This window comes from Sphingomonas naphthae, from assembly GCF_028607085.1.
Taxonomy (GTDB): Bacteria; Pseudomonadota; Alphaproteobacteria; order Sphingomonadales; family Sphingomonadaceae; genus Sphingomonas_Q; species Sphingomonas_Q naphthae.
Genome location: NZ_CP117411.1, coordinates 1,402,914 through 1,425,052, shown reverse-complemented (window position 1 = coordinate 1,425,052; position 22,139 = coordinate 1,402,914). Strand labels below are relative to the sequence as shown.

The 22,139-nt window shown below is 68.1% G+C and carries 17 protein-coding genes; 3 read left to right on the top strand and 14 right to left on the bottom strand.

All coding sequences use genetic code 11. From position 1 onward, the window contains the following. Positions 1–59: 59 nt before the first annotated feature. From dnaE to PQ455_RS06645, 4 genes are all read right to left on the bottom strand, one after another. On the bottom strand, positions 60–3,503 hold the full coding sequence (dnaE, locus tag PQ455_RS06660) for a DNA polymerase III subunit alpha (protein WP_273691284.1): 3,444 nt from the start codon (positions 3,501–3,503) through the stop codon (positions 60–62). 82 nt (positions 3,504–3,585) lie between these two features. After that, a complete protein-coding gene (locus PQ455_RS06655; RefSeq protein WP_273690317.1) occupies positions 3,586–4,494 on the bottom strand; it encodes a tyrosine recombinase XerC in 909 nt (302 codons plus the stop codon). A gap of 117 nt (positions 4,495–4,611) precedes the next feature. Next, positions 4,612–5,265, bottom strand: coding sequence for a fructose-6-phosphate aldolase (gene fsa, locus PQ455_RS06650; protein WP_273690315.1), 654 nt, complete (start codon positions 5,263–5,265; stop codon positions 4,612–4,614). Positions 5,266–5,334: 69 nt separating this feature from the next. After that, entirely contained in the window at positions 5,335–6,747 is a 1,413-nt protein-coding gene (locus PQ455_RS06645; RefSeq protein ID WP_273690314.1) for a M20/M25/M40 family metallo-hydrolase, read from the bottom strand. A 124-nt stretch (positions 6,748–6,871) separates the two neighbouring features. On the opposite strand from PQ455_RS06645, the gene PQ455_RS06640 reads away from it, so the two are divergent. Then, positions 6,872–7,378 (top strand): CcdC protein domain-containing protein, encoded by a 507-nt coding sequence (locus tag PQ455_RS06640; protein ID WP_273690313.1) that lies wholly within the window; start codon positions 6,872–6,874, stop codon positions 7,376–7,378. 373 nt (positions 7,379–7,751) lie between these two features. On the opposite strand, the gene PQ455_RS06635 is transcribed toward PQ455_RS06640, so the two are convergent. From PQ455_RS06635 to dapA, 8 genes are all read right to left on the bottom strand, one after another. Next, positions 7,752–8,672, bottom strand: a complete 921-nt coding sequence (locus tag PQ455_RS06635; protein WP_273690312.1) for a DUF4350 domain-containing protein — start codon at positions 8,670–8,672, stop codon at positions 7,752–7,754. A gap of 483 nt (positions 8,673–9,155) precedes the next feature. Beyond that, complete coding sequence (recA, locus tag PQ455_RS06630) at positions 9,156–10,220, bottom strand: recombinase RecA (RefSeq protein WP_273690310.1); 1,065 nt, start codon at positions 10,218–10,220, stop codon at positions 9,156–9,158. Positions 10,221–10,345: 125 nt separating this feature from the next. Then, the gene (locus PQ455_RS06625; RefSeq protein WP_273690308.1) at positions 10,346–10,705 is read right to left on the bottom strand and encodes a response regulator; all 360 of its coding nucleotides are present in this window, start codon (positions 10,703–10,705) and stop codon (positions 10,346–10,348) included. A gap of 208 nt (positions 10,706–10,913) precedes the next feature. Further along, on the bottom strand, positions 10,914–11,180 hold the full coding sequence (locus tag PQ455_RS06620) for a hypothetical protein (RefSeq protein WP_273690306.1): 267 nt from the start codon (positions 11,178–11,180) through the stop codon (positions 10,914–10,916). Positions 11,181–11,423: 243 nt separating this feature from the next. Continuing rightward, a complete protein-coding gene (locus PQ455_RS06615) occupies positions 11,424–13,820 on the bottom strand; it encodes a hybrid sensor histidine kinase/response regulator (RefSeq protein WP_273690305.1) in 2,397 nt (798 codons plus the stop codon). Positions 13,821–13,822: 2 nt separating this feature from the next. Further along, positions 13,823–14,365, bottom strand: coding sequence for a DUF2062 domain-containing protein (locus tag PQ455_RS06610; protein ID WP_273690304.1), 543 nt, complete (start codon positions 14,363–14,365; stop codon positions 13,823–13,825). Continuing rightward, the gene (gene smpB, locus PQ455_RS06605) at positions 14,365–14,850 is read right to left on the bottom strand and encodes an SsrA-binding protein SmpB (protein ID WP_273690303.1); all 486 of its coding nucleotides are present in this window, start codon (positions 14,848–14,850) and stop codon (positions 14,365–14,367) included. Before smpB ends, PQ455_RS06610 begins: the two co-directional genes overlap by 1 nt. An 8-nt stretch (positions 14,851–14,858) precedes the next feature. Next, positions 14,859–15,734 (bottom strand): 4-hydroxy-tetrahydrodipicolinate synthase, encoded by an 876-nt coding sequence (gene dapA, locus PQ455_RS06600; RefSeq protein ID WP_273690301.1) that lies wholly within the window; start codon positions 15,732–15,734, stop codon positions 14,859–14,861. A gap of 160 nt (positions 15,735–15,894) precedes the next feature. On the opposite strand from dapA, the gene PQ455_RS06595 reads away from it, so the two are divergent. Together PQ455_RS06595 and PQ455_RS06590 are read left to right on the top strand one after the other, a co-directional pair. Next, complete coding sequence (locus PQ455_RS06595; RefSeq protein WP_273690299.1) at positions 15,895–17,856, top strand: lytic transglycosylase domain-containing protein; 1,962 nt, start codon at positions 15,895–15,897, stop codon at positions 17,854–17,856. Between the two features lie 74 nt (positions 17,857–17,930). Continuing rightward, a complete protein-coding gene (locus PQ455_RS06590; protein ID WP_273691282.1) occupies positions 17,931–18,365 on the top strand; it encodes a GreA/GreB family elongation factor in 435 nt (144 codons plus the stop codon). A 36-nt stretch (positions 18,366–18,401) separates the two neighbouring features. On the opposite strand, the gene ntrX is transcribed toward PQ455_RS06590, so the two are convergent. Further along, entirely contained in the window at positions 18,402–19,793 is a 1,392-nt protein-coding gene (gene ntrX / locus PQ455_RS06585; protein ID WP_273690298.1) for a nitrogen assimilation response regulator NtrX, read from the bottom strand. Next, a complete protein-coding gene (locus PQ455_RS06580) occupies positions 19,793–22,024 on the bottom strand; it encodes a sensor histidine kinase (protein WP_420542860.1) in 2,232 nt (743 codons plus the stop codon). Before PQ455_RS06580 ends, ntrX begins: the two co-directional genes overlap by 1 nt. Positions 22,025–22,139: the final 115 nt, after the last annotated feature.

The window sequence follows — 22,139 nt, the reverse complement described above, 5'->3', positions numbered from 1 at the left end:
GGGCGACACCATTTGGGGCCACGTCCCTCGACTGCGCTCGGGACGAACGGGTGTAGGGGTCAGGAAACCATCCGTAGCGACGGCACCGGCACTGTCGCCAGGGTCGTCGTAACCCTCGGCAACCGCTCGATCCGCGCGGCCAGTTCGGCATCCAACTGGAAATCCCCACCCAGCGCCATCGGCAGGATGCCCCCATCGGGCAGGTGCGCGATCAGCCGGATTTCGCCCCGCCCGCCGCGCGCGCCGGCCACCAGTTGCGCCAGCGCCGGCAGCGCCCGTGGGTCGTCGGTCTCGATCGTCAGGCGCAGGCGCACGGTCGTCGCCATGCCCTCGAACGGCTGGACCCCCCGGATCGTCACCCTCGGCGTTTCCTCGCCGGGGCGGCGATCCACCTCGACCGTCAGCAGCCCGCAGCCGCCCGCCTTGGCCGCCTGCTCCAGATCGGCCGAGACGAGATCGTCGAAGCAGGTCGCGATGAACTGGCCCGAGGCGTCCGAGCAGGTCGCCATCATGTAGCGCCGCCCCTTGGCGGAGGTGCGCCAGCGCGCATCCTCGACCAGCGCGGCCATCTTCCAGGTCGGCGCCTCGCTGCGCTTGCCGCGATCGTCATAGGTCACCTCGAAGCTCGGCACCGATCCCAGATCGGCGAAGCTCTTGACCCCATAAGCGTCGGACAGATGGCGATAGCGATCGGTCGGGTGCGCCGAGAAGTAGAAGCCGAAAGCGTCCTTCTCCGCCGACATCCGCTCGGCGAGGCTCCAATGCGCCACCTTGGGCAAGCGGATCGCGCTCGTGCCGGTGCCGGCGTCGCCGAACAGCCCGCCCTGCCCGCTCTCGCGCTCGCCATGCGCCGAGGCGGCATGAGCGAGGATCGTCTCGGCCCCGCCATGCACCTGCGCGCGATCGGGATCGATCGAATCGAATGCCCCCCCCGCGGCGAGGCTTTCGATCTGGCGGCGGTTGAGCAGCTTGGGATCGACCCGGTTGGCGAAGTCGTCGAGCGAGGTGAAGCGCCCGTTGGCCGACCGCTCGGCGACCAGCTGTTCCATCGCCTTCTCGCCGACATTCTTGAGCGCGCCCAAGGCGTAGCGGACCTTCCCCGCCTCGACCGTATATTCCGCCTCGCTATGGTTCACGTCCGGGCCGAGGCATTCCACCCCCAACCGCCGCATATCGTCGACGAAGATGGTGAGCTTGTCCGTCAAGGCCATGTCGTAACACATGGAAGCGGCATAGAATTCCGGCTTGTGGTGCGCCTTCATCCACGCCGTATGATAGGCGACCAGCGCATAGGCGGCCGCGTGGCTCTTGTTGAAGCCGTAGCCCGCGAATTTGTCGATCAGGTCGAACAGCTCGTTGGCCTTGGCCGCCGGGATGGCGTTCACCGAGGCGCAGCCCTCGACGAAGATGCTCCGCTGGGCATCCATCTCCGCCTGCACCTTCTTGCCCATCGCGCGGCGGAGCATGTCGGCGCCGCCCAGCGAATAGCCCGCCAGGATCTGCGCGGCCTGCATCACCTGTTCCTGATAGACGAAGATCCCGTAGGTCTCCTTCAGGATCGGTTCGAGCAGGATGTGGGGATATTCAATCTCTTCCCGGCCGTTCTTGCGGGCGCCGAACATCGGGATATTGTCCATCGGGCCGGGCCGGTAGAGCGACACCAGCGCGATGATATCCTCGAAATTGGTCGGGCGGACGGCCGCCAGCGTCCGCCGCATCCCTTCCGATTCCAGCTGGAACACCCCGACCGTGTCGCCCTTCTGGAGCAGGGCATAGACCGCCGGATCGTCCCATTCGAGCGCGGGCAGATCGACCGTCACGCCGCGCTTTGCGAGCATCTCGACCGCCTTCTGCAACACCGATAGCGTCTTGAGGCCGAGGAAGTCGAACTTCACCAACCCCGCGCCTTCGACATATTTCATGTCGAACTGGGTGACCGGGAAATCGGAGCGCGGATCGCGGTAGAGCGGGACGAGTTGATCGAGCGGCCGATCGCCGATCACCACGCCGGCGGCATGGGTCGAGCTGTGGCGCGGCAGCCCTTCCAGCTTACCCGCCAGATCAAATAGCCGCCGTACATCCTTGTCGTTCTTATATTCCTGCGCCAGTTCCGACACGCCGTTGAGGGCGCGGCCGAGCGTCCACGGGTCGGTCGGGTGGTTGGGCACCAGCTTGGCGAGGCGATCGACCTGGCCGTAGCTCATCTGGAGCACGCGGCCGGTATCCTTCAGCACCGCGCGCGCCTTCAGCCGCCCGAAGGTGATGATCTGCGCCACATGATCGGCGCCATATTTCTTCTGGACGTAGCTGATGACCTCGCCACGCCGCGTTTCGCAGAAATCGATGTCGAAGTCGGGCATCGACACGCGCTCGGGATTGAGGAAGCGTTCGAACAGCAGGCCCAGCCGCAGCGGATCGAGATCGGTGATGGTGAGCGCCCAGGCGACGACCGAGCCGGCGCCCGATCCGCGCCCCGGCCCTACCGGAATATCCTGTTCCTTCGCCCATTTGATGAAGTCGGCGACGATCAGGAAGTAACCCGGAAAGCCCATGCCGACGATCACGTCCAGCTCGAAATCGAGCCGTTCGAAATAGGCCGCGCGCTCCATGTCGCTCAAGGTCCGCCCGGCGAGCCGCAGGGCGAGGCCGGCGCGCGAATCCACCCGCAATTGTTCGGATTCCGCCTCGCGATCGCCGGCGAGGCTCGGCAGGATCGGCTTGCGCTTGGGCGCCGCCACCGCGCAGCGTTCGGCCACGACCAGCGTATTGGCGATCGCCTCGGGCAGATCGGCGAACAGCCGCGCCATCTCGTCGGCGGGCTTCAGCCAGGTATCGGGCGACGACCGCGCCCGCTCGTCCTGATCCACATAGGCCGATCCCGCGATGCACAGCATGGCATCGTGCGCGGCGTGGAAGCCGGGCTCGGCAAAAAAGGCCGGGTTGGTCGCGACCAAGGGCAGATCATGATCATAGGCGAGCGCGACCAGTTCGTCCTCGGCGCGCTCCTCCACCCGATCACCGCGCCGGGCGAGTTCGATGTAGAGCCGCTGGGGGAACAACCCTTCCAGCCGGGTGCAATAGGCTCGCGCGCCAGCAGGCTGATCCTCGGCGAAGAGCCGGGCGATGCCGCCCTCCCCGCCCGCCGTCAGCGCGATCAGGCCATCGGTGCGGCCCTCGAGATCGCCCATCGCGACATGCGCCGGCTCGTGCGGCGGCCGGGCGAGGTGCGCCTGGCTGACGAGCGCGCACAGATTGTCGTAACCGGCCTTGTCCTGCGCGTAGAGCGCCAGCCAGTCGAGCAGCGCCGGCTTGCCCTCGGGCGTGCCGGGTCGCGCCACCGCCAGCATCGCGCCTATGACGGGCTGCACGCCCGATTTCGCCGCCGCGTCCGAATAGGCCATCGCGCCATACAGGCCGTTACGATCGGTGATCGCCGCCGCCGGGAAGCCCAGCTTGCGCGAGGCCGACGCAATCTCCTTGGGGTCGATCGACCCTTCGAGCATGGTGTAGGCCGAAAAGATGCGGAGGGGCACGAACGCCGTCATTGCCGGACTATGGGGACGGCGGCCGATTCGGAAAACCCCGTCAGGCGCGGGGGTGCGCATTCCTGTAGATATCTAGCAGATGCGCCGCATCGACACCGGTATAGACCTGCGTCGAGGACAGGCTGGCATGGCCGAGCAGCTCCTGCAACGAGCGCAAATCCGCGCCCCGCCCCAGCAGATGCGTCGCGAAACTGTGGCGCAGCGCGTGCGGCGTGGTGCGATCGTTCAGGCCCAACCGTACCCGCGCCCCGCGCACCGACCGGCGGATCACGTCCGCCGACAAGCCCCCGCCCCGCGCCCCCCGGAACAGCGGCAGATCGCGTGACAGCGGGTAAGGGCAGAGATCGACATAGGCCTGAACCGCGTCCCGCACCGGCGCGATCAGCGGCACCACCCGCGTCTTGGCGCGCTTGCCGGTGACGACGAGCGTCTCGCCCAAAGGCAGCGCGGCTGCGGTCAGCCCCAGCGCCTCGCCGATGCGCAGGCCGGCCCCGTAGAGCAGCAGCAGCACCGCGAAATCCCGCGCGCCGATCCACGGCAGCGAAGCGGTCTCGTCGAGATCCTCAGCCAAGCCGATCGCATCATCCGGGGCGATCGGCCGGGGGATGCCTTTCTTCACCCTCGGCCCCGCCATGCGCGGCGCGCCATCGCCCGCGAAGGCGAGAAATCCGCGCAACGCCGACAATTCCCGCGCGGCCGACGCATTGGCCAACCCGTCCTGCCGCCGCTCGGCCAGATAGGCGCGCAACTCCGCCTGCGCGACATCGGCCAGCCCCGCCTTGCCGATCGCGCCGGCACGATGCCGCCCGAGAAATCCGATCAACCGATGCGCCGCCGCGACATAGGCCCGCACCGTATGCACCGACCGCCGCCGATCCCGCGCCAGATGCGCCGCCCAATCGGCCGCGACCAGGCGGGCGGGATGGTCGTCGAGCGCGGTGCCTGTCATACCGGGCAGCCTAGCTCACCGTTCGTCCCGAGCGAAGTCGAGGGACATGCTACAAGCACGGCGCTCGCCTCCGTGTCTCGACTTCGCTCGACACGAACGGAGATCATGGGACGGATCTCAGCCGATCGTCTGCCCGCTCTTCGCCCAATCCGCCAGAAAGCCCTGGATGCCCTTGTCGGTCAGCGGATGGTTGAACAGCATCTTGATGACGGAGGGCGGCGCGGTCATCACGTCGGCGCCGATCTTGGCGGCCTCCAGGATGTGGATCGGGTGGCGCACGCTCGCCACGAGGATCTCGGTTCCGAAATCATAATTGTCGTAGATCAGGCGGATATCGGCGATCAATGCCATGCCGTCGAAGCCGATATCGTCGTGCCGGCCGACGAACGGCGAGATGAAGCTCGCGCCCGCCTTGGCCGCCAGCAGCGCCTGATTGGCCGAGAAGCACAAGGTCACGTTGACCATCGTGCCTTCGCTGCTCAGCGCCTTGCAGGTCTTCAGGCCGTCGATCGTCAGCGGCACCTTGATGCAGACATTGTCCGCCACCTTCCGCAGGATCTCGGCCTCGCGCATCATTTCCTTATGGTCGAGCGCGACCACCTCGGCCGAGACCGGGCCGGGCACGATCCCGCAGATTTCCTTCACCACCTCCACGAAATCGCGGCCCGCCTTGTGGATCAGGCTGGGGTTGGTGGTGACGCCGTCGAGCAGGCCGGTTTCGGCCAGATCGGCGATTTCCTTGGTGTCGGCGGTATCGACGAAGAACTTCATATGGGCCCCCACGACGGCAAGATGCCGGATTCGACGCGCTATAGCCGCGCAAATCCGCCGCGCGAAGCCTCAGCCGGCATAGGCCTTGATGAGATCGAACATATAATCCCGCCCCCGATACAGCGCCTTGATCTGGATACGCTCGTTCAGCCCGTGCGCCCCGTCGCTGCCGCTGCCCGCGAAGCCCGGCACGCCATAGACCGGGATGCCGATCGCCGCGAGGAAGATGGCGTCGGTGCCGCCGGTCGACATGGTCGGCACGATGGTGATGCCGGGGAAATAGGTCTTGGCCAGCGTCTGCATCGGCCCCAGCACCCTGGGGTCGAGCGGCGGGGTCTTGGCCGGCGGGCGGATCGGCGCGGTGACGCTCAGCGCCACGCCCGGATCGGCGATCGCCGTCTTCAGCGCCTCGGCGGTCTGCTCCACCGTCTCGCCCGGCGCGATGCGGCAGTTGATGTTGGCGCCGGCCCGCTGCGGCAGCGCATTGTTGGCATGGCCGCCATCCAGCAGGGTCGCCACGCATGTCGTCCGCAGCATCGAATGATAGCCCCGGTCGCGCGAGACGATCGCGTCGGCCGCCTTGTCGGTCGGGTCCGCCGCGATCTTCACCATCGCCCCGCCCATCTCGCCGCCCATCTTCTTGCCGAGGCTGGCGAAATAATTCTGCGTCGTCGGGTTCAGATGGACCGGAAACTCATGCTCGCGCACCTTCACCAGCGCGTCGGCCAGCTGGTAGATCGCATTGTCGCGCACCGGCACCGAACTGTGCCCGCCCGGATTGCGCGTCTCGATCCGGTAATTCTGCACGGCTTTCTCGCCGACCTGGACCGACTGGCTGATGACCTTGCCGCTGGCGTCCATCCGCCCGCCCCCGCCCTCGTTGAGCGCGAATTCGGCCGCGATCAGATCGGGCTTGTTCTTCGCCAGCCAGTCGGCGCCGTTGAAGGCGTAAGTCGTCTCCTCACCGCAGGTGAGCGCGAGCTTCACGGTGCGCTTCGGCTTGAAGCCCTGCTGGCGGAAGCGGATCATGGCGTCGGTGAAGGTGGCCGCCATCGCCTTGTCGTCGGAGGCGCCGCGCGCATAGTAGAAGCCGTCCTCCTCGATCAGCGTGAAGGGATCGCGCACCCAGTCGGCGCGCTTGGCCTCGACCACGTCGATATGAGCCAGCAGCAGGATCGGTTTGGCCGCCTTGTCGCTGCCCGGCAGCACCGCGACCAGCCCGCCGTCCTTGGGATGCTCGGGCGTGGCGAACAGGGTGATCGCATCGTCCGGGAAGCCCGCCGCCTTCAGCCGCGCCGCCATCTTCTCGGCCGCGAGCGTGCAGCTCCCTTCGGACAGGGTCGTGTTGGTCTCGACCAATTCCTTGTAGAGCGCGAAGAACGCCTGCTGGTCAGGCCGCAGCGCCGCCTTGGGTTCGGGCGCGGCCAGCGCCGTCCCCGTCATCAGCCCGGCCGCCACAAAGCCCAGAATCGCGCGCTTCATTCGCATCCCCCTCGATATGCCCTGCCCGCATCCCAGCACGGCCCGGCGGCGCGGTCAAAGCGGATCGCGATTGTGCGGCGGCCCCGGCCACAGTAAGTCACGGCCATTCCGGGGGGAAAAGATCATGCCGCAACAGGCGGACCTGTATCGTTACGGCTTCATGGCGCTGGTGTTCGTGCTGGTGCTCGTCCTGCGCACCCGCTCGCTGCGGCGCGAACGGCCGCTCAAGCTGGAGCAATTGTGGATCGTGCCGACGCTCTACGCGGCGGTCGCGGCGCTGATGTTCTACAAATTCCCGCCGCAGGGCCTCGGCTGGGCATGGTGCGCCGTGGCGCTGGCGGCTGGCTGCGCGGTCGGCTGGTGGCGCGGCACGCATATGGCGATCACGATCGATCCCAACACCCACCGGCTCAACCAGCGCGGATCGGCGATGGCCGTCATCGTCATCGTCGTGCTGATCGCGATCCGCTTCGCCACGACGATCGCGATCCAGCGCGGGATGATCCACGTCAGCGCCGCCAGCCTGACCGACCCGCTGATCGCCTTCGCGCTCGGCCTGTTCAGCCTGACCCGGCTGGAAATGTACCTGCGCGCCAAGCGGATGCTGGCCGAGGCCGACGCGCGGATCTGATGCTGTCGTCGTGCTCCTGCGGAGGCAGGAGGCAGGAGGCAGGAGGCAGGAGGCAGGAGGCAGGAGCCCGGGGTCTCGAGCCACCCTACTGACCCTCACCGCATCGACCATCGCCCGCGCCGTGGCCCGGTGAGCCCCAACTTCACCCCAAGATCTCGCGCCAACCCAACACCAAGCGTAACGGACTGATCCCGCCACCGGCCCGGTCGCAAATCTATCCGGACACCGCTTGCGCAACGGTCTCGCGGAGGCAGGAGCCCAGGGTTACAAAGCGCATCGTCCGGGGCCTTGGGCTCCTGCCTCCGCAGGAATGCGGTCGCGAGTGAGCCTCCAACCAACCTGTAAGAAGCCGCCGGCGATGGCTGGCCCCGCCTCACCCCGTCCGGCTCAGCCAGTGGAGCGTATTGAGCAGAAAGGCCTTGTTCTTCGTCGCCTTCGGGTAGTTGAAGCCCATCGTGCCACCGCGCACGCTGCGCTGGGCGGTGAACATCGCCGCCTCGCCGAACACCGCGAGCCGGCCCTTGCCGATATCGAGGATGGCACCGCGCAGGTCCGCCTCGGTCGAGGGGCGCGAGGGGGCGCCGTCGAATTGCCAGGGAATGGCGGGCGACAGGATCGACCAGCCCGGCCCGAGCCGCATGACGATGGTGGCCGACGGCGGCGCGGTGAAGGCGGTGCCGGTGAAGGCATAGACTTCGTCGATCGCCTTCTGGTGCCCGTGCGCGGCGGTGAGCGGGCCGTCGAGCAGCAGGCCGTTGCGGCGGGTGAAGGATTCCGGGCCGCGATTCTTCTGGAAGGCGAAGCCATTGTCGAAATGGATCCCGAACCGCTCGGCCAGCGGATTGGTCGCGGCGCCGAAGGGCATGTGATCGGCGATCAGCAGCAGCGATCCGCCGCCCTCGACCCAGCGATGCACCGCATCGATCTCGGCCGGCTGCCACGACCCGCGCGCGGTGGCGTTGGCGATGACGAGGACCGACACGCCCGTGAGCGTCTCGGCGGAGAGCGGCGTCTCGATCGCAGCGAGGCGGTAGCCGTCGGCGCGCAGGACGGCGGCGAAGGGGGCGTAGCGGCCGGCGAGCGTGTGGAACTCGCCATGCCCCTGATCGATCGCGACGAGCGGGCCCTGCGCGGCGGGATAGGCCGGGTGGGCGACGCTGGTGTCGGCCTGCGGATCGGCGGCCTGTTGCTGGGTCGGCTGCTGGCCGGGGGCTGCGGTGGCGAGGAAGAGGCTCGCGAGGAGGGGCAGTCGCATGGCGCGGGAACGGCGGGTCGGCGCTACGGTTCCGGTCATGGATGCCCTACGTCGATGCTACGAGACCAGATGCCGATGACATGATAGCCAACGCCGCTTCGTCGCCGCGGACATGATCCGGAGTTCCACTGCCTCGCCCCCCACCTGCGCGCGGGCATGCCGCGAAGGCCGGCGCATCGAACGATGAGCAGCCCGACGCCTCCCCCGTGCGCGGGGCATGGCAATCGACTTCGCTCGGGGCGAACGGCGTGAAATGAACCCGGATCGTTAATCCTCGATCAGCCGCCTAAATGACGGTTCCGGAGCGGGCCGGGACAATGGGAAGCGAGAGGAAATGGCAATTGTTCTGGCGAGCGGCATGGGCCCCGGCCTGCGCCGGAACGACGGTAGTGGCGATCGTTCAAGTTCTCGAAGGTCACGAAGTGTGCCTCCTGTCGCGTCGTTCGCGATCATGCTCCGTCCGGATCTTCACCAATCGGTGTGCGGGGCGGCGGCACCAGGCCAACCGCCCCGCCCTCACCCTCAATCGTCCTCGCCCGGCCCCACCATCAGCGCTTCGGCGACCGCGTCGGTCTTGGTGCGGATGGCCTTTTCCAGCTTGGCCATCATCTCGGGATTTTCGCGCAGGAAGGTTTTCGAATTCTCGCGGCCCTGGCCGATTCGGACGCTGTCGTAGGAGAACCAGGCGCCCGATTTCTCGACGAGCCCAGCCTTCACGCCGAGGTCGAGAATCTCGCCAACTTTGGAGATGCCCTCGCCATACATGATGTCGAACTCGACCTGCTTGAACGGCGGGGCGACCTTGTTCTTGACGACCTTCACGCGGGTGGCGTTGCCGACGATATCGTCGCGATCCTTGATCTGGCCGGTGCGGCGGATGTCGAGGCGGACCGAGGCGTAGAATTTGAGCGCGTTGCCGCCGGTCGTTGTCTCCGGATTGCCGTACATCACGCCGATCTTCATGCGCAGCTGGTTGATGAAGATCACCATGCAGCGCGAGCGGCTGATCGAGCCGGTCAGCTTGCGCAGCGACTGCGACATCAGCCGCGCCTGGAGGCCGACATGGCTGTCGCCCATCTCGCCCTCGATCTCGGCCCGGGGCACCAGCGCCGCGACCGAATCGACCACCAGCACGTCGATCGCGTTGGAGCGCACCAGCGTATCGACGATCTCGAGCGCCTGCTCGCCGGTGTCGGGCTGCGAGACGATCAGCTCGTCGATATTGACGCCCAGTTTCTTGGCATAGACGGGATCGAGCGCATGTTCGGCATCGACGAAGGCCGCCGTGCCGCCATTCTTCTGCGCCTCGGCGATGACATGGAGGGCGAGCGTGGTCTTGCCCGAGCTTTCCGGGCCATAGACCTCGATCACGCGGCCGCGCGGCAGGCCGCCGACGCCGAGCGCGATATCGAGGCCGAGCGACCCGGTCGAGATCACCTCGACCTGCATCGTCTCCTTGGCGCCCAGCCGCATGGCCGAGCCCTTGCCGAACGCGCGATCGATCTGTGCGAGAGCCGCTTCGAGGGCCTTCTGCCGTTCCACTGTGCCCGTATCCTTACCAGCAACGATCTTGAGTGATGCCGACATCGCGCTCGCCTCCCGTGTGCGGACAGCGGCCATTTCCGTCAATGGCCCCGTGCCTCAGAAAGCTTTCGTATCGCAAATGTTCCAACAGAACAAGGGGGGAACATCGCTTTTCCGCATCGGCGGTGTTATTTCGGCGAAACGACCCGCTTCAGCGCGTCCTCCACGCCGTCCATCGTGAAGGGCTTGGCCAGCATCACCGCCCCGGCATGGCGCGCGGGCGGTGGATCGACATGGCCGCCGCTGGCCAGCAGATAGGGAATGCCCCGGTCGGCCAGCGCATCGGCCACCGGCCAGGAGGGGCCGTCGGTCAGCCGCAGATCGAGGATGGCGACGTCGAACCCGCCCTTCTCGACCGCGACCAGCGCATCGGCGCAGCTGCTCGCGGTGCCGGCGACGACATGGTCGAGCGCATCGACGAAATCCTCGAGCATCATCACGATCAGCGGCTCGTCCTCGACGATCAGCACGGAGAGCGGCGTTGTCATGGCGCGGAGGGATAAGGGCGCGAACGGCCCGGCGCTAGGGGTTTTTTGGGTAGAGCGCGGAGGAGAGGTGGTGGGGCTGATGTGGGTTAGGGCCATCGTAGCAGGCGCCGACGAAAGCGCGAGCAGCCAACGGTGCGTTGGCGGCTCTGCGGATGCCGGAACAAGGCCGGCATGACGGTGAATGACGGCTGTCGCACACTTGCGGACATCACCGGTGCTTGAACATCCAACTTCGATCCTTGCCCGGTTCGCCGTTGAAGAGGTAACGGATGTCATCGATGGCCCCATCGGGCCAGACGACAAGCTCACGTTCGTTGATAAACTCGATCTGCATGGCATCGCCAGTGGTTGGCGCATCCCAAACGAGCGTCAGCTTATCACCTGGCTCTAATTCGAAGCTCTCTGGCCAAGGCTCCACCGACACATAGATCGGGCCGTCTCTTCCGTTGACGAAGGTCTGCTGCGTCGATGCCACATCCCATTTTTGACCTTTGTTCCGCCCCACGGCAAGAGCCAGCTAACCACCACTCCCCCTCATTGCCGCGATCGGCCAATCGGCAGCGGATAGCGGGGCGTTACGATCGCCGTGGCGCGCGACACCCTGGGCTCCGGCTTTCGCCGGAGCACGGTGGGCGGGTGCGAATGACGTCGGGAAGCCTCAGTTTTCGCTGGGGAGACGATGCGGGAAGGGCTGGGCTCGGCGCGCCTGTCCCCCGCCCTACCCCTTGCTCGCCGCCAGCGTATCCTTCGCCGCCGTGGCCAATTGCTGCACCGAAAAAGGCTTGGGCAGGAAATTCACCCGGTCGATGTCGATCGATCGGCGGAGCTGCTCCTCGGCATAGCCCGACATGAACAGCACGGGGATGTCGGGGTGGCGGGCGCGGGCGTGGCGGACGAGGGTGGGGCCGTCCATCGTGGGCATCACCACGTCGGAGATGAGCAGGTCGATCTCCTCGCCCTGCCCGATCAGTTCCAGCGCCTCCTCGCCATTGGTGGCCGTCAGGATGCGATAGCCCTGCCTTGAGAGCGAGCGTTCGGCGACGGCGCGGACCATCGCGTCATCCTCGACCAGCAGGATCGTGCCGGTGCCCCACAGGTCGCTCGCGGGCTCGATCTTGGGCGCGAGTGGCTGGACGAGCGGCTGGTCGGCCGCCTGATGGACCGGCAGATAGATGACGAAGGTCGTCCCCTGCCCCGGCGCGCTTTCGGCGAAGATGAAGCCGCCGGTCTGCTTGACGATGCCGTAGACGGTCGAGAGGCCGAGCCCGGTGCCCTTGCCGACTTCCTTGGTGGTGAAGAAGGGCTCGAAGATCTTGCCCTGAATCTCGATCGGGATGCCGGTGCCCGTGTCCGACACCGACAGCGCGACATAATCGGCGACGGGCACGATATCGCTGTCCATCCGCCGCACGTCGGCCGCGCTCATCATATAGGTCTGCACCGACAGCGTGCCGCCATCGGGCATGGCATCGCGCGCGTTGACCGCGAGGTTGACGATCACCTGTTCCAGCTGGCCCGGATCGGCGCGGACATAGCCGAGGTTGCGGCCATGCTTGACCGTCAGGGTCACCGTCTCGCCCAGCAGGCGTTTGAGCAGGTGGGAGATTTCGGAGATCACGTCGGGCAGCTGCAGCACCTGCGGCCGCAGGGTCTGCTGGCGCGAGAAAGCGAGCAACTGGCGGGTCAGCGAGGCGGCGCGGTTGCTGTTGTGCTTCACCTGCTGGATGTCGTCATAATCGATGTCGCCGGGCGAATGGCGCATCAGCATCAGATCGCAATGGCCGATGATCGCGGTCAATATGTTGTTGAAATCATGGGCGACACCGCCGGCGAGCTGGCCCACCGCCTGCATCTTGGTGGCCTGCGCCACCTGCCGCTTGAGCTTCGATTCCTCGCTATTGTCCTTCAGGCTGAGCAGCACCGAGGCCTCGCCCAGTCCGCGCGCGCCGGCGATGGTGAGCGCCACGGGCTCCTCGGGCCGCGCCTTGAAGCGCACCGCGAGGTCGCCCGGCAGAGCGCGCCCGGCGGAGAAGCGGCGAACCGCCTCGGACACGGTCGCCTTGTCCTCATCGACGACGAGGTCGCTGGGGAACAGCACGCCATCCGCCCCGCCGACCCCCGCCGCCTGCCCGAAGGCGGCGTTCATGAACAGGAAGCGCCCGTCGCGCTCGGTGAGGGCAAGGCCCAGCGGCAGGGTGGCGAGCAGGCCGTAGACGCTGGCGGTGGCGGACTGGCGCGGTTCGCCCGCGCCTTCCTCCTCGTCGATCAGCAGCAGGATCGCGTCGCCCTCGGGATCGGCTTCGTCGAGGGGGACGTGGATGATGCGGACGGCATCATCGTCCTCGCCGTCGATCACGAAGCGCAACTGCCCGCTCTCGTTGGTGAGCGCGTCGGCGAAGGGCTGGCCGGCGGGATCGGCCGCTGCATCCCCGAACGCGCGGACGCGGTAGACGGCATTGGCCGCCAGCAGCATCCCCAGGCGATCGACCACGACGGCCATCACCCCGGCATGGCCGAGCCAGCCGCCGGCCGCCGAATCGACCAGCGCGACCGCGTCGGCGGTGGCATTGCGGGCGCGGGTGCGGCCGAAGCGCCAGATAAGATAATCCTCGCCGATGCCGCCGCGGCGGACATGGACGCGGGTCGTCGCCCCACCACCGGCGACGCCGATCCCCTCGCCACGCGCCTCGCCCTCGCGCCAGGCGGCGTGGGCGATGGCGGAGAGGCGCTCGCTCTCGCCCGCGTCGGCGCCGAGCGACAGCGGGCCGTCGAGGCCCTCGAAGATATGTTCGTAGGTGCGGTTGGCGCACACCAGCAGCCCGCGCCGGTCGGTGATCGCGACGGCGCTGTCATTGTCGTCGAGCGCCGCCGCGACGAGCGGCCAATCGACCACGTTGGTCGGCGCCGCCACCACCTGACGCCCGCGCAGCAGGCGGGGGGTCACCAGGATCAGCGCCACGCCGATCGCCGCGCCACCCAATATGCCCTCGATCGGCAGATTGGCGAGCGACGCCCAGATCAGCCCGACCGACAGGATCGCGGCCTTCACGACCACCGCGACCTTCCACCATTCGCGCGGGCGGGTCGGCTGCGACGGGAGGGCGCTCGACGCCATGTTCAGGGGCGCAGCGCGCGGGCGCGGCTGCGCTCGGCCCATTTGTGCGCGACCCAGCCGCGCCAGCCGAAGGAGGCGATCAGATAGCCCACCGCAGCGCCGACGACGGCGATGATGACGAGGCCGAGCAGGGTCGCGGGGCCCGCCTGGGTCAAGGTCCATTCGACCCAGCCGATCTCGGCCTCATGCCCGCCGGGCGTGACCTGCGCGCCCTCGGCCCCCAATATCCGGCTGCCGATCCAATAGGCGCCCAGCCAGATCGGCGGGGTGGTGAAGGGGTTGGTGATGAAGGTGGTGAGCGCCGCGACCGGCACGTTGGCGCGCGCGGGCAGCGCCAGCAGGGCCGCGAACACCGTCTGCGCGATCGGGATCAGCACGCCGACCAGCACGCCCAGCGCCACCCCGCGCGCGACCGAGCGGCGATGGAAGCGCCACAGCGACGGCTCCAGCACGCGATGCGCGATCGGCCGCAGCCAGCGGCTGTTCTCGAACGTGTCGCGGGTCGGCATGTTGCGCTGCGACCAGGCGCGCATCCGATCGAACATCAGCCGCGCTCCCGCATGATGCGGGCCTGGTCGCGCTTCCAGTCGCGGTCCTTGGCGGTCTCGCGCTTGTCGTGCAGCTTCTTGCCCTTGGCCAGCGCCAGCTCGACCTTGGCCTTGCCGTTGCCGTTGAAATAGATCGAGAGCGGGATGAGCGTCATGCCCTCGCGGCTGACGGCGGTCTTCATTTTCTCGATCTGGCGGTGGTGCAGCAGCAGCTTGCGGGGCCGCTTGGGCACATGGTTGAAGCGGTTGCCGTGGCTGAATTCGGGCACGTTGGCGTTCACCAGCCAGACCTGCCCGTCCTTGTCCACCTCGGCATAGCTTTCCGCGATCGATCCTTCGCCGAAGCGGAGCGATTTCACTTCGGTGCCGGTCAGGGCGATGCCGGCCTCGAAGAAATCCTCGAGGAAATATTCGAAGCGGGCGCGCCGGTTCTCGGCGACGGTCTTCACTTTGACGAATTCTGCGGGGCGGGGGCGTGCCATGACGGGCCTTATAGCAGCCCGGCATGAACGAGCGCTGCGTCCACCGCCGCGCGGCTGGCGGCGCTCGGCCAGGTCATCGGTAGGCGGATGTCGGTCGGGAAACCGGGGTCGAGCCGCGACAGCGCGTACTTCACCGGGCCGGGCGAGGCATCGGTGAAGAGCGCGGCGTGGAGCGGGAAGAGCCTGTCCTGCCACGCCAGCGCATCGGCCCAGCGGCCCTCGGCACACGCCTTCTGGAATTCGGCGCACGGGCCGGGGGCGACATTGGCGGTGACGGAGATGCAGCCCACCCCGCCCATCGCCATGAAGCCCAGCGCCATGTCGTCATTGCCGGAAAGCTGGCAGAAATCGGGACCGCAGGCGAGGCGCTGGGCGGCGACCCGCTCCACCTTGCCGCTGGCATCCTTGATGCCGACGATCGTGGGGAGCTTGGCCAGTTCCGCCAGCGTCTCGACGGCGATGTCAGTCACGGTGCGCGCGGGCACGTTGTAGACGACGATCGGCAGATCGCAGTTCGAGGCGAGATGGCGGTAGTGCGCCAGCAAGCCGTCCTGATTGGGGCGGTTGTAATAAGGCAGCACCACCAGCGCGGCGGCGGCGCCCGCCTTTTGCGCGTGGCGCATGTGATCGAGCGCGACGCTCGTGTCGTTCGATCCGCAGCCCGCGATCACCGGCACGCGGCCGGCGGCCTGATCGATGCACACGTCGATCACATGATTATGCTCGGCGATGAGCATCGTGGCGCTTTCGCCGGTCGTGCCGCAGGGCACCAGCGCCGAGGAACCGCCCGCGATCTGCGCGTCGACGAGTTTGCGGAAGGCGGCCTCGTCGAACGATCCATCGCGAAAAGGCGTCACCAGCGCCGGGATCGAACCCGAGAACATCCTTATCTCCTTCAATTCGCGGCCGGGCCGGGCCATATGTGGTCCCATGAGTCCCAAACGCAAAGCGTCCGCGCCAGATAGGGTTCGCCCCCCTCGCCTGTCCAGCACTCCTGATACGCGCAAGGCCCGGCATCGCCGCGCCCTGCCGCTGACGATCGCCGTGGCGCTGGCGACGACCAGCGCGATCGGCCTGCTGCTGCGCCCCGGCATCACCGGCGAGGCGACGGCGGCGGCGGTCACCCCGCTCGCGCCGATCCCCGCGACCGATCCGCTGCGAACGACCGTGGCGACATGGTATCGCCTCCAGCAGACCGACAGCCTGCCCTTCCTCGATTACGCGACCTTCCTGGAGCAGCATCCCGGCTGGCCGGGCGAAGCGGCGATGCGCCGCGCGGCCGAGCGCCAGATTCAGCGCGACGTCACACCGCCCTCGGCAATCGTCGCCTTCTTCGCCAAGCTGCCGCCGCAGACCAGCACCGGCCGCCTGCGCTATGCCGAGGCACTGCAATCGACCGGGCAGGCCCCGCAGGCCCGCGCCGCCGCCATCGCCGCCTGGACAGGCGGCGCGCTGCCGCCCGACGAGGAGCAGCGCCTGCTCCAGCGATTCCCCGGCGCCTTCGGCCAGTCCGATCAGGATAGCCGGATGGAGAAATTGCTGTGGGACGGATCGACCGCCGCCGCGCAGCGCCAGATCGCGCTCGTCTCGCCCGCACGCCAGCCGATCTATCAGGCCCGCCTCGCCATGCAGACCCGTGCGGCGGACGCGGCGGACAAGGCCGCGCTGGTCGGCCCCGGCGGCACGCGCGATCCGGGCTTCGTGATCGATCGCGCCAACTGGCTGCGGGATTCCAGCCAGAGCGCGGTCTCGCGCCTGTGGCTGGGCGAGGCGCGCCAGCTCGACGCGCCGGCGCTGGTGCCGCAGAAATATCTCCAGACGTTGCTGACCGCCGCCAATGGCGCCGGCGCCGACGGGCAGGCGTCCACCGCGTGGAGCATCGCCCGCGCCGCCGACGCCGCCTTCCCTGCCGGCACCGATATACGCCAGCGCAGCTTCGGCGAGCGCGACGTCTATACCAGCCTCGTGTGGCTCGGCGGGGTGCAGGCGCTCCAGAAGCTCAACCGTCCGGCCGACGCCATTCCCCTGTTCCTGGCCTATGCGCGCGGATCGCAGACGCCGCAGAGCCAGACCAAGGGCTATTATTGGGCGGGCCGCTCGGCCGAACGGCTGGGCGACCGCGCGACGGCGCAGACCTATTACGGGCAGGCCGCCGCCAATATCGATCAATATTACGGCCAGCTCGCCACCGAGCGGCTGGGCCGCATCCTGGCGCTGCCGGCCGATCCGCCCGCGCTGGTGGTGTCGCCGGCGCAGCGCCAGGCCTTCTTCGAAAGCGAAGTGGTGCGCGCCGCGCGGCTGCTCGGGCAGGACGGGCGCTGGGCCGACCAGACGATGTTCGTCCGCACCATCGCCGCCAATGCCAAGACCGATGCCGATCATGTGCTGGCGGGCGAGCTGGCGCAGGCCATCGCCCGGCCTGACCTCGGCGTGATGGTCAGCCGCAACGCGCGCAATTCGGGCACCCGCGATCCGATCCGTATCGGTTTCCCCACGATCGCCGTGCCGCCGACGATGGCCGATCACTGGACGATCGTCCACGCCATCACCCGGCAGGAAAGCCAGTTCGACCGGCAGGCCACCAGCCGCACCGGCGCCAAGGGCATGATGCAGCTGATGCCCGCCACCGCCGCCGAACAGGCCGGCAAGCTGGGCCTCGCCCACGATCCGTCGCGCCTGACCGAGCCGAGCTACAATGTGATGCTGGGCTCGGCCTTCTTCGATCGGATGCTCAATTATTATAACGGCAGTTATGTGCTGGCGGTGGCGAGCTACAATGCCGGGCCGGGCAATGTGAACAAGTTCATCCGCGCCAATGGCGATCCCCGGATGCCGGGGGTGGACGTGGTCGACTGGATCGAGGCGATCCCCTTTACCGAGACGCGCGGTTATGTGCAGCGCGTGCTGGAAAATGCGGTGGTCTACGATCTGATGAACCCGCAGCGCGCCCGCACGCCCTCGACCGATCGCCTGTCGCACTATCTCGGCAAGAAGACTCCGGGGTGAGCCGCGCGCTCTTCGGCGACGACGAGGATAGCGGCCCGCCACCCAATTTCATCACGCCCGCTGGCTATGCCGCGATGCGGGCGCGCTACGACGACCTGTTCGGCGTGGAGCGCCCCAGGCTGGTCGAGACGATCAGCTGGGCGGCGGGCAACGGCGACCGATCCGAGAATGGCGATTACATCTACGGCCGCAAGCGCCTGCGCGAGATCGATCGTGAGCTGGGCCACCTTTCACGCCGGATGAAGCGCGCCAAAGTGGTGGATCCCGCCGCCCAGGCCGATCGCGCGAGGGCGTGGTTCGGCGCGACCGTGACGATCGCCGACGAGGACGACAATCAGCGCATCCTCACTTTGGTGGGCGAAGACGAGGCGGACGCCAGCGCCGGCCGGATCAGCTGGCGCTCGCCGCTCGCCCGCGCGCTGTGCGGATCGACGGTGGGCGATCTGCGGACGGTGGTGCTACCGGCGGGCGCGAAGGAATGGGAAGTGGTGGCGATCCGCTATCCTTGAGCTTCAAGATCGCTTCCTTCCGCGCCGCCGCCAGCCTTATTCCTCGCCTTCAGCCCGCGGATCAACGAGACCGAGCGTCTTGAGCTTCCGGTGCAATGCCGACCGCTCCATGCCGATGAAGGTCGCGGTACGGCTGATGTTGCCGGAGAAGCGGCGGATCTGGACGCGGAGATATTCGCGCTCGAACGTCTCGCGCGCCTCTCGCAAGGGTGTGCCCATGATCGACTTGGTGGCGCTGTTGTCGGGCGTGAACTGCGCCTGATCGGACAGGACTTCGGCGGGCAGCATGTCCACGTCGATCCGGGCGATGCGGTCGCCGGGGGCGAGGATGATGGTGCGCTCGACCATGTTGCGGATCTGGCGGACATTGCCGGGCCAGTCGTAGGATTGCAGCGCGGCCATCGCGTCGGGCGAGATTTCGGGCGTGCGGACGCGGCGATCGGCGGCGTATCGGGCGACGAAATGCTCGACGAGGACGGGAATGTCCTCGCGCCGTTCGGACAGCGCCGGGATCGGCACGGGCACCACGTTCAGCCGGTAATAAAGATCCTCGCGGAAGCGGCCGGCGGCGATTTCGGCGGAGAGATCGCGCGAAGTGGCCGAAACGACGCGCACGTCCACCTTCACCATCCGGCTGCCGCCGACGCGGGCGAAGCTCTGGTCGGTCAGCACGCGCAGGATCTTGGCCTGCGTCGTCATCGGCATGTCGGCGATCTCGTCGAGGAAGAGCGTGCCGCCATGCGCCTGTTCGAGCAGGCCGGGGCGGACGACCGAGGCGCCGTCCTCCACGCCGAACAATTCCTCCTCCACCCGGTCGGGCGTCATCCGCGCGGCCGCGACGACGGTGAACGGGGCGTTGGCGCGCGGGCTCCACTGGTGGAGCAGACGGGCCGCGACTTCCTTGCCGACGCCGGCCGGGCCGGACAGCAGCACGCGGCTGCCGGTGGGGGCGACGCGCTTCAGGGTGGCGCGCACGCCGTTGATGATCGCCGAGGTGCCGGTGAGTTCGTCATCCTGGCCGACCTGGGCGCGCAGTACCGCATTCTCGCGGCGCAGGCGCTCGGTCTCGGTCGCGCGGGCGACCATCAGCAGCAGGCGCTCGCTCTCGAACGGCTTCTCGATGAAATCGACCGCGCCGCGCCGCACGGCGGACACGGCGGTGTCGATATTGCCATGGCCCGAAAACACGATCACCGGCAGGGTCGGATCGCGCAGCTTGATCTCGTCGAGGATTTCCAGCCCGTCGAGTTTCGAACCCGCCAGCCAGACGTCGAGCAGCACTAGCGAGGGGCGCCGCGCCGCGATTTCGGCGAAGACCTGGTCGCTGTCGGCGGCGGCGCGGGCGGAATAGCCCTCGTCCTCCAGCACCCCCGCGACCAGCTCGCGGATGTCGCGCTCGTCGTCGACGACCAAAATGTCGAGTGCCATCAGCCAATCCTCATACGCGTTAACTCGGGCAGGCGGCGCCCATCGTCCTGATCTTGCGGGTCGGCCACGGCAGGCGCGGTGCCGGCCAGCGGCGCCAGCGCGGCCATGTCGAAGCAGAGGCGCACGATCGCGCCGCCGCCCGGATTGTCGCCGAACTGGATCGTGCCCTGATGTTCCTCGACGATCTTCTTCACGATCGCGAGGCCCAGGCCGGTGCCGCGCGCGCGGGTCGTCATATAGGGTTCGGTGAGCCGCTCGCGCTCGGCGGGCAGGCCGATGCCGTCGTCGGCCAGTTCGATGGTCAGGCGTTCGTCCTCCGCGCTGAGGCCCAGCACGACGGCCCCTGCCCCGCCCTCGCCCGCGCGGCCCTCGATCGCCTCGACCGCATTCTTGACGATGTTGGTGAGCGCCTGCCCCAGCTGGCGACGATCGCAGATCAGGATCGGCGACGGCTCGGGCGCCATCATGCGGAAGCTGATCGCGGGATGGGCAACTTCGTGGAGGAACAGCGCCTGCCGGGCGATGTCGGCGATCGGCTCGGGCTTGAACTCAGGCTTGGGCATCCGCGCGAAGGCGGAGAATTCGTTCACCATCGAGCGCAGATCACCCACCTGCCGCACGATCGTCTGCGTCAGCCGCTCGAAGGTGGCGGGATCGGACTGGATCTCGCGGCCATAGCGGCGCTGGAGCCGTTCGGCGGCAAGCTGGATCGGGGTCAGCGGGTTCTTGATCTCGTGGGCGATACGGCGGGCGACGTCGGCCCAGGCGGCGCGGCGCTGGTCGGCGAGCTGCTCGGTGATATCGTCGAAGGTGAGGACGTGGCCGGCCTCGACCCGGACCAGCCGGACCGCCAGTGTGCGCGGATCGCCGCCGGTGGCGAACTGGATGACGCTGTCGCGATCCGCCGCGTCGATCACGCCATCGAGCGCGGGGGCGACATCGGCCAGGGTGCGGCCGACGAGATCGTCGCCGACATCGAGGATCATCGCGGCGGAGCGGTTGACGAGGGTGATGCGCCGCTCGCCATCGATCGAGACGACGCCCGCCGACACGCCCGACAGCACCGCCTCGATCAGGGCGCGGCGGTTTTCGAGCTGGCCGTTGGCGGAGACCAGCGCGCCGGTCTGCTCCTCGATTCGGCGGGTCATACGGTTGAACGCGCCGGCGAGCGTGCCGAGTTCATCGGGGGTGATGGCGGTGGCGGCGCGCGCGGTGAAATCGCCCGCCGCGACCCGGCGAGCGGCGGACACCAGCGCGCCGACCGGGCGGACCATGCGATCGGCCACCTCCAGCGCGATCCACACCGCCAGCGCCACGATCAGCAGCGAGACCAGAAAGAGCGTGATGTTGAAGCGCAGCTGGAGCGAACGCGCGCGGGTGGTGAGCTGCTGATAGGCGCCCAGCGCCGAGGCGGAGCGCTGCGCCTGCTTCAGCACCGTGGGATCGACATAGCGCGAGGCATAGAAATAGGTGTGCGACTTGGCGTCGAGCAGCACGACCGCCTCGACCCGGTCGCCCGAGGCGAAGGTGGCGCGCGGCTGTCCGTTGGCGAGCAGCGGCAGCACGCGCGGCGGCAGCCGCTGTTCCAGCGGGCGCTTGTCGAGATTGGCGCCGCCGAGCAGCGCGGGCGCGCCGCCGGGCGGGAAGCTGATGATCGCCGCCTCGTCGAGCACGCGGTTGACGAGTTGCTCGGCGAAGAAGGAGCGGACGCGCGGATCGTCGATCGGCAGCTGGCTCAGCACCCGGGCGACATCGTTGTTCATCGCGGTGGCATCGTCGATGATCCGCTGCTGGCTTTCGTTGACATAGGTCTGGGCGACCCTGTCGGCGCTTTCGAGGACGACGCGGGCGCGATCCGAGAACCAGAATTCCACGCCATATTGGAACAGCAAGGACGCGAAGATCACCACCAGCAGGGTCGGCACGGCGGCGACGACCGAGAACATCGCCACGAGCCGAACGTGAAGCCGCCCGCGCCCGCCAACCGTGGAATGGCGGGTGCGGCGCTGGGCCAGTCGACGCGCGGCCAGCACGATCAGCGCCATCGCCGGCACCAGATTGGCGACGAGCAGCAGCGCCACCATCGGCGGCGAGAGCGGACGCTGCGGCGCGCCGGCCCCGGCGGTGGCGCGCCAGGCGAGGACCATCATCGCCGCCATGACGATGACGGTCGCGATCTCCACGGCGGGCATGACGCGGGCGCGGCGCATGAAGCGGCCTATGCCCCGCATCCCCAGCGCGAGCCGACGCCGCCAACGGGGCGGGCGCGCGGCGGGGCGGACTGTGGCAAGCGTCATCGTGACCTTGTTACCACAAGAGCGTTGCACACAAAACACATCGAAATGG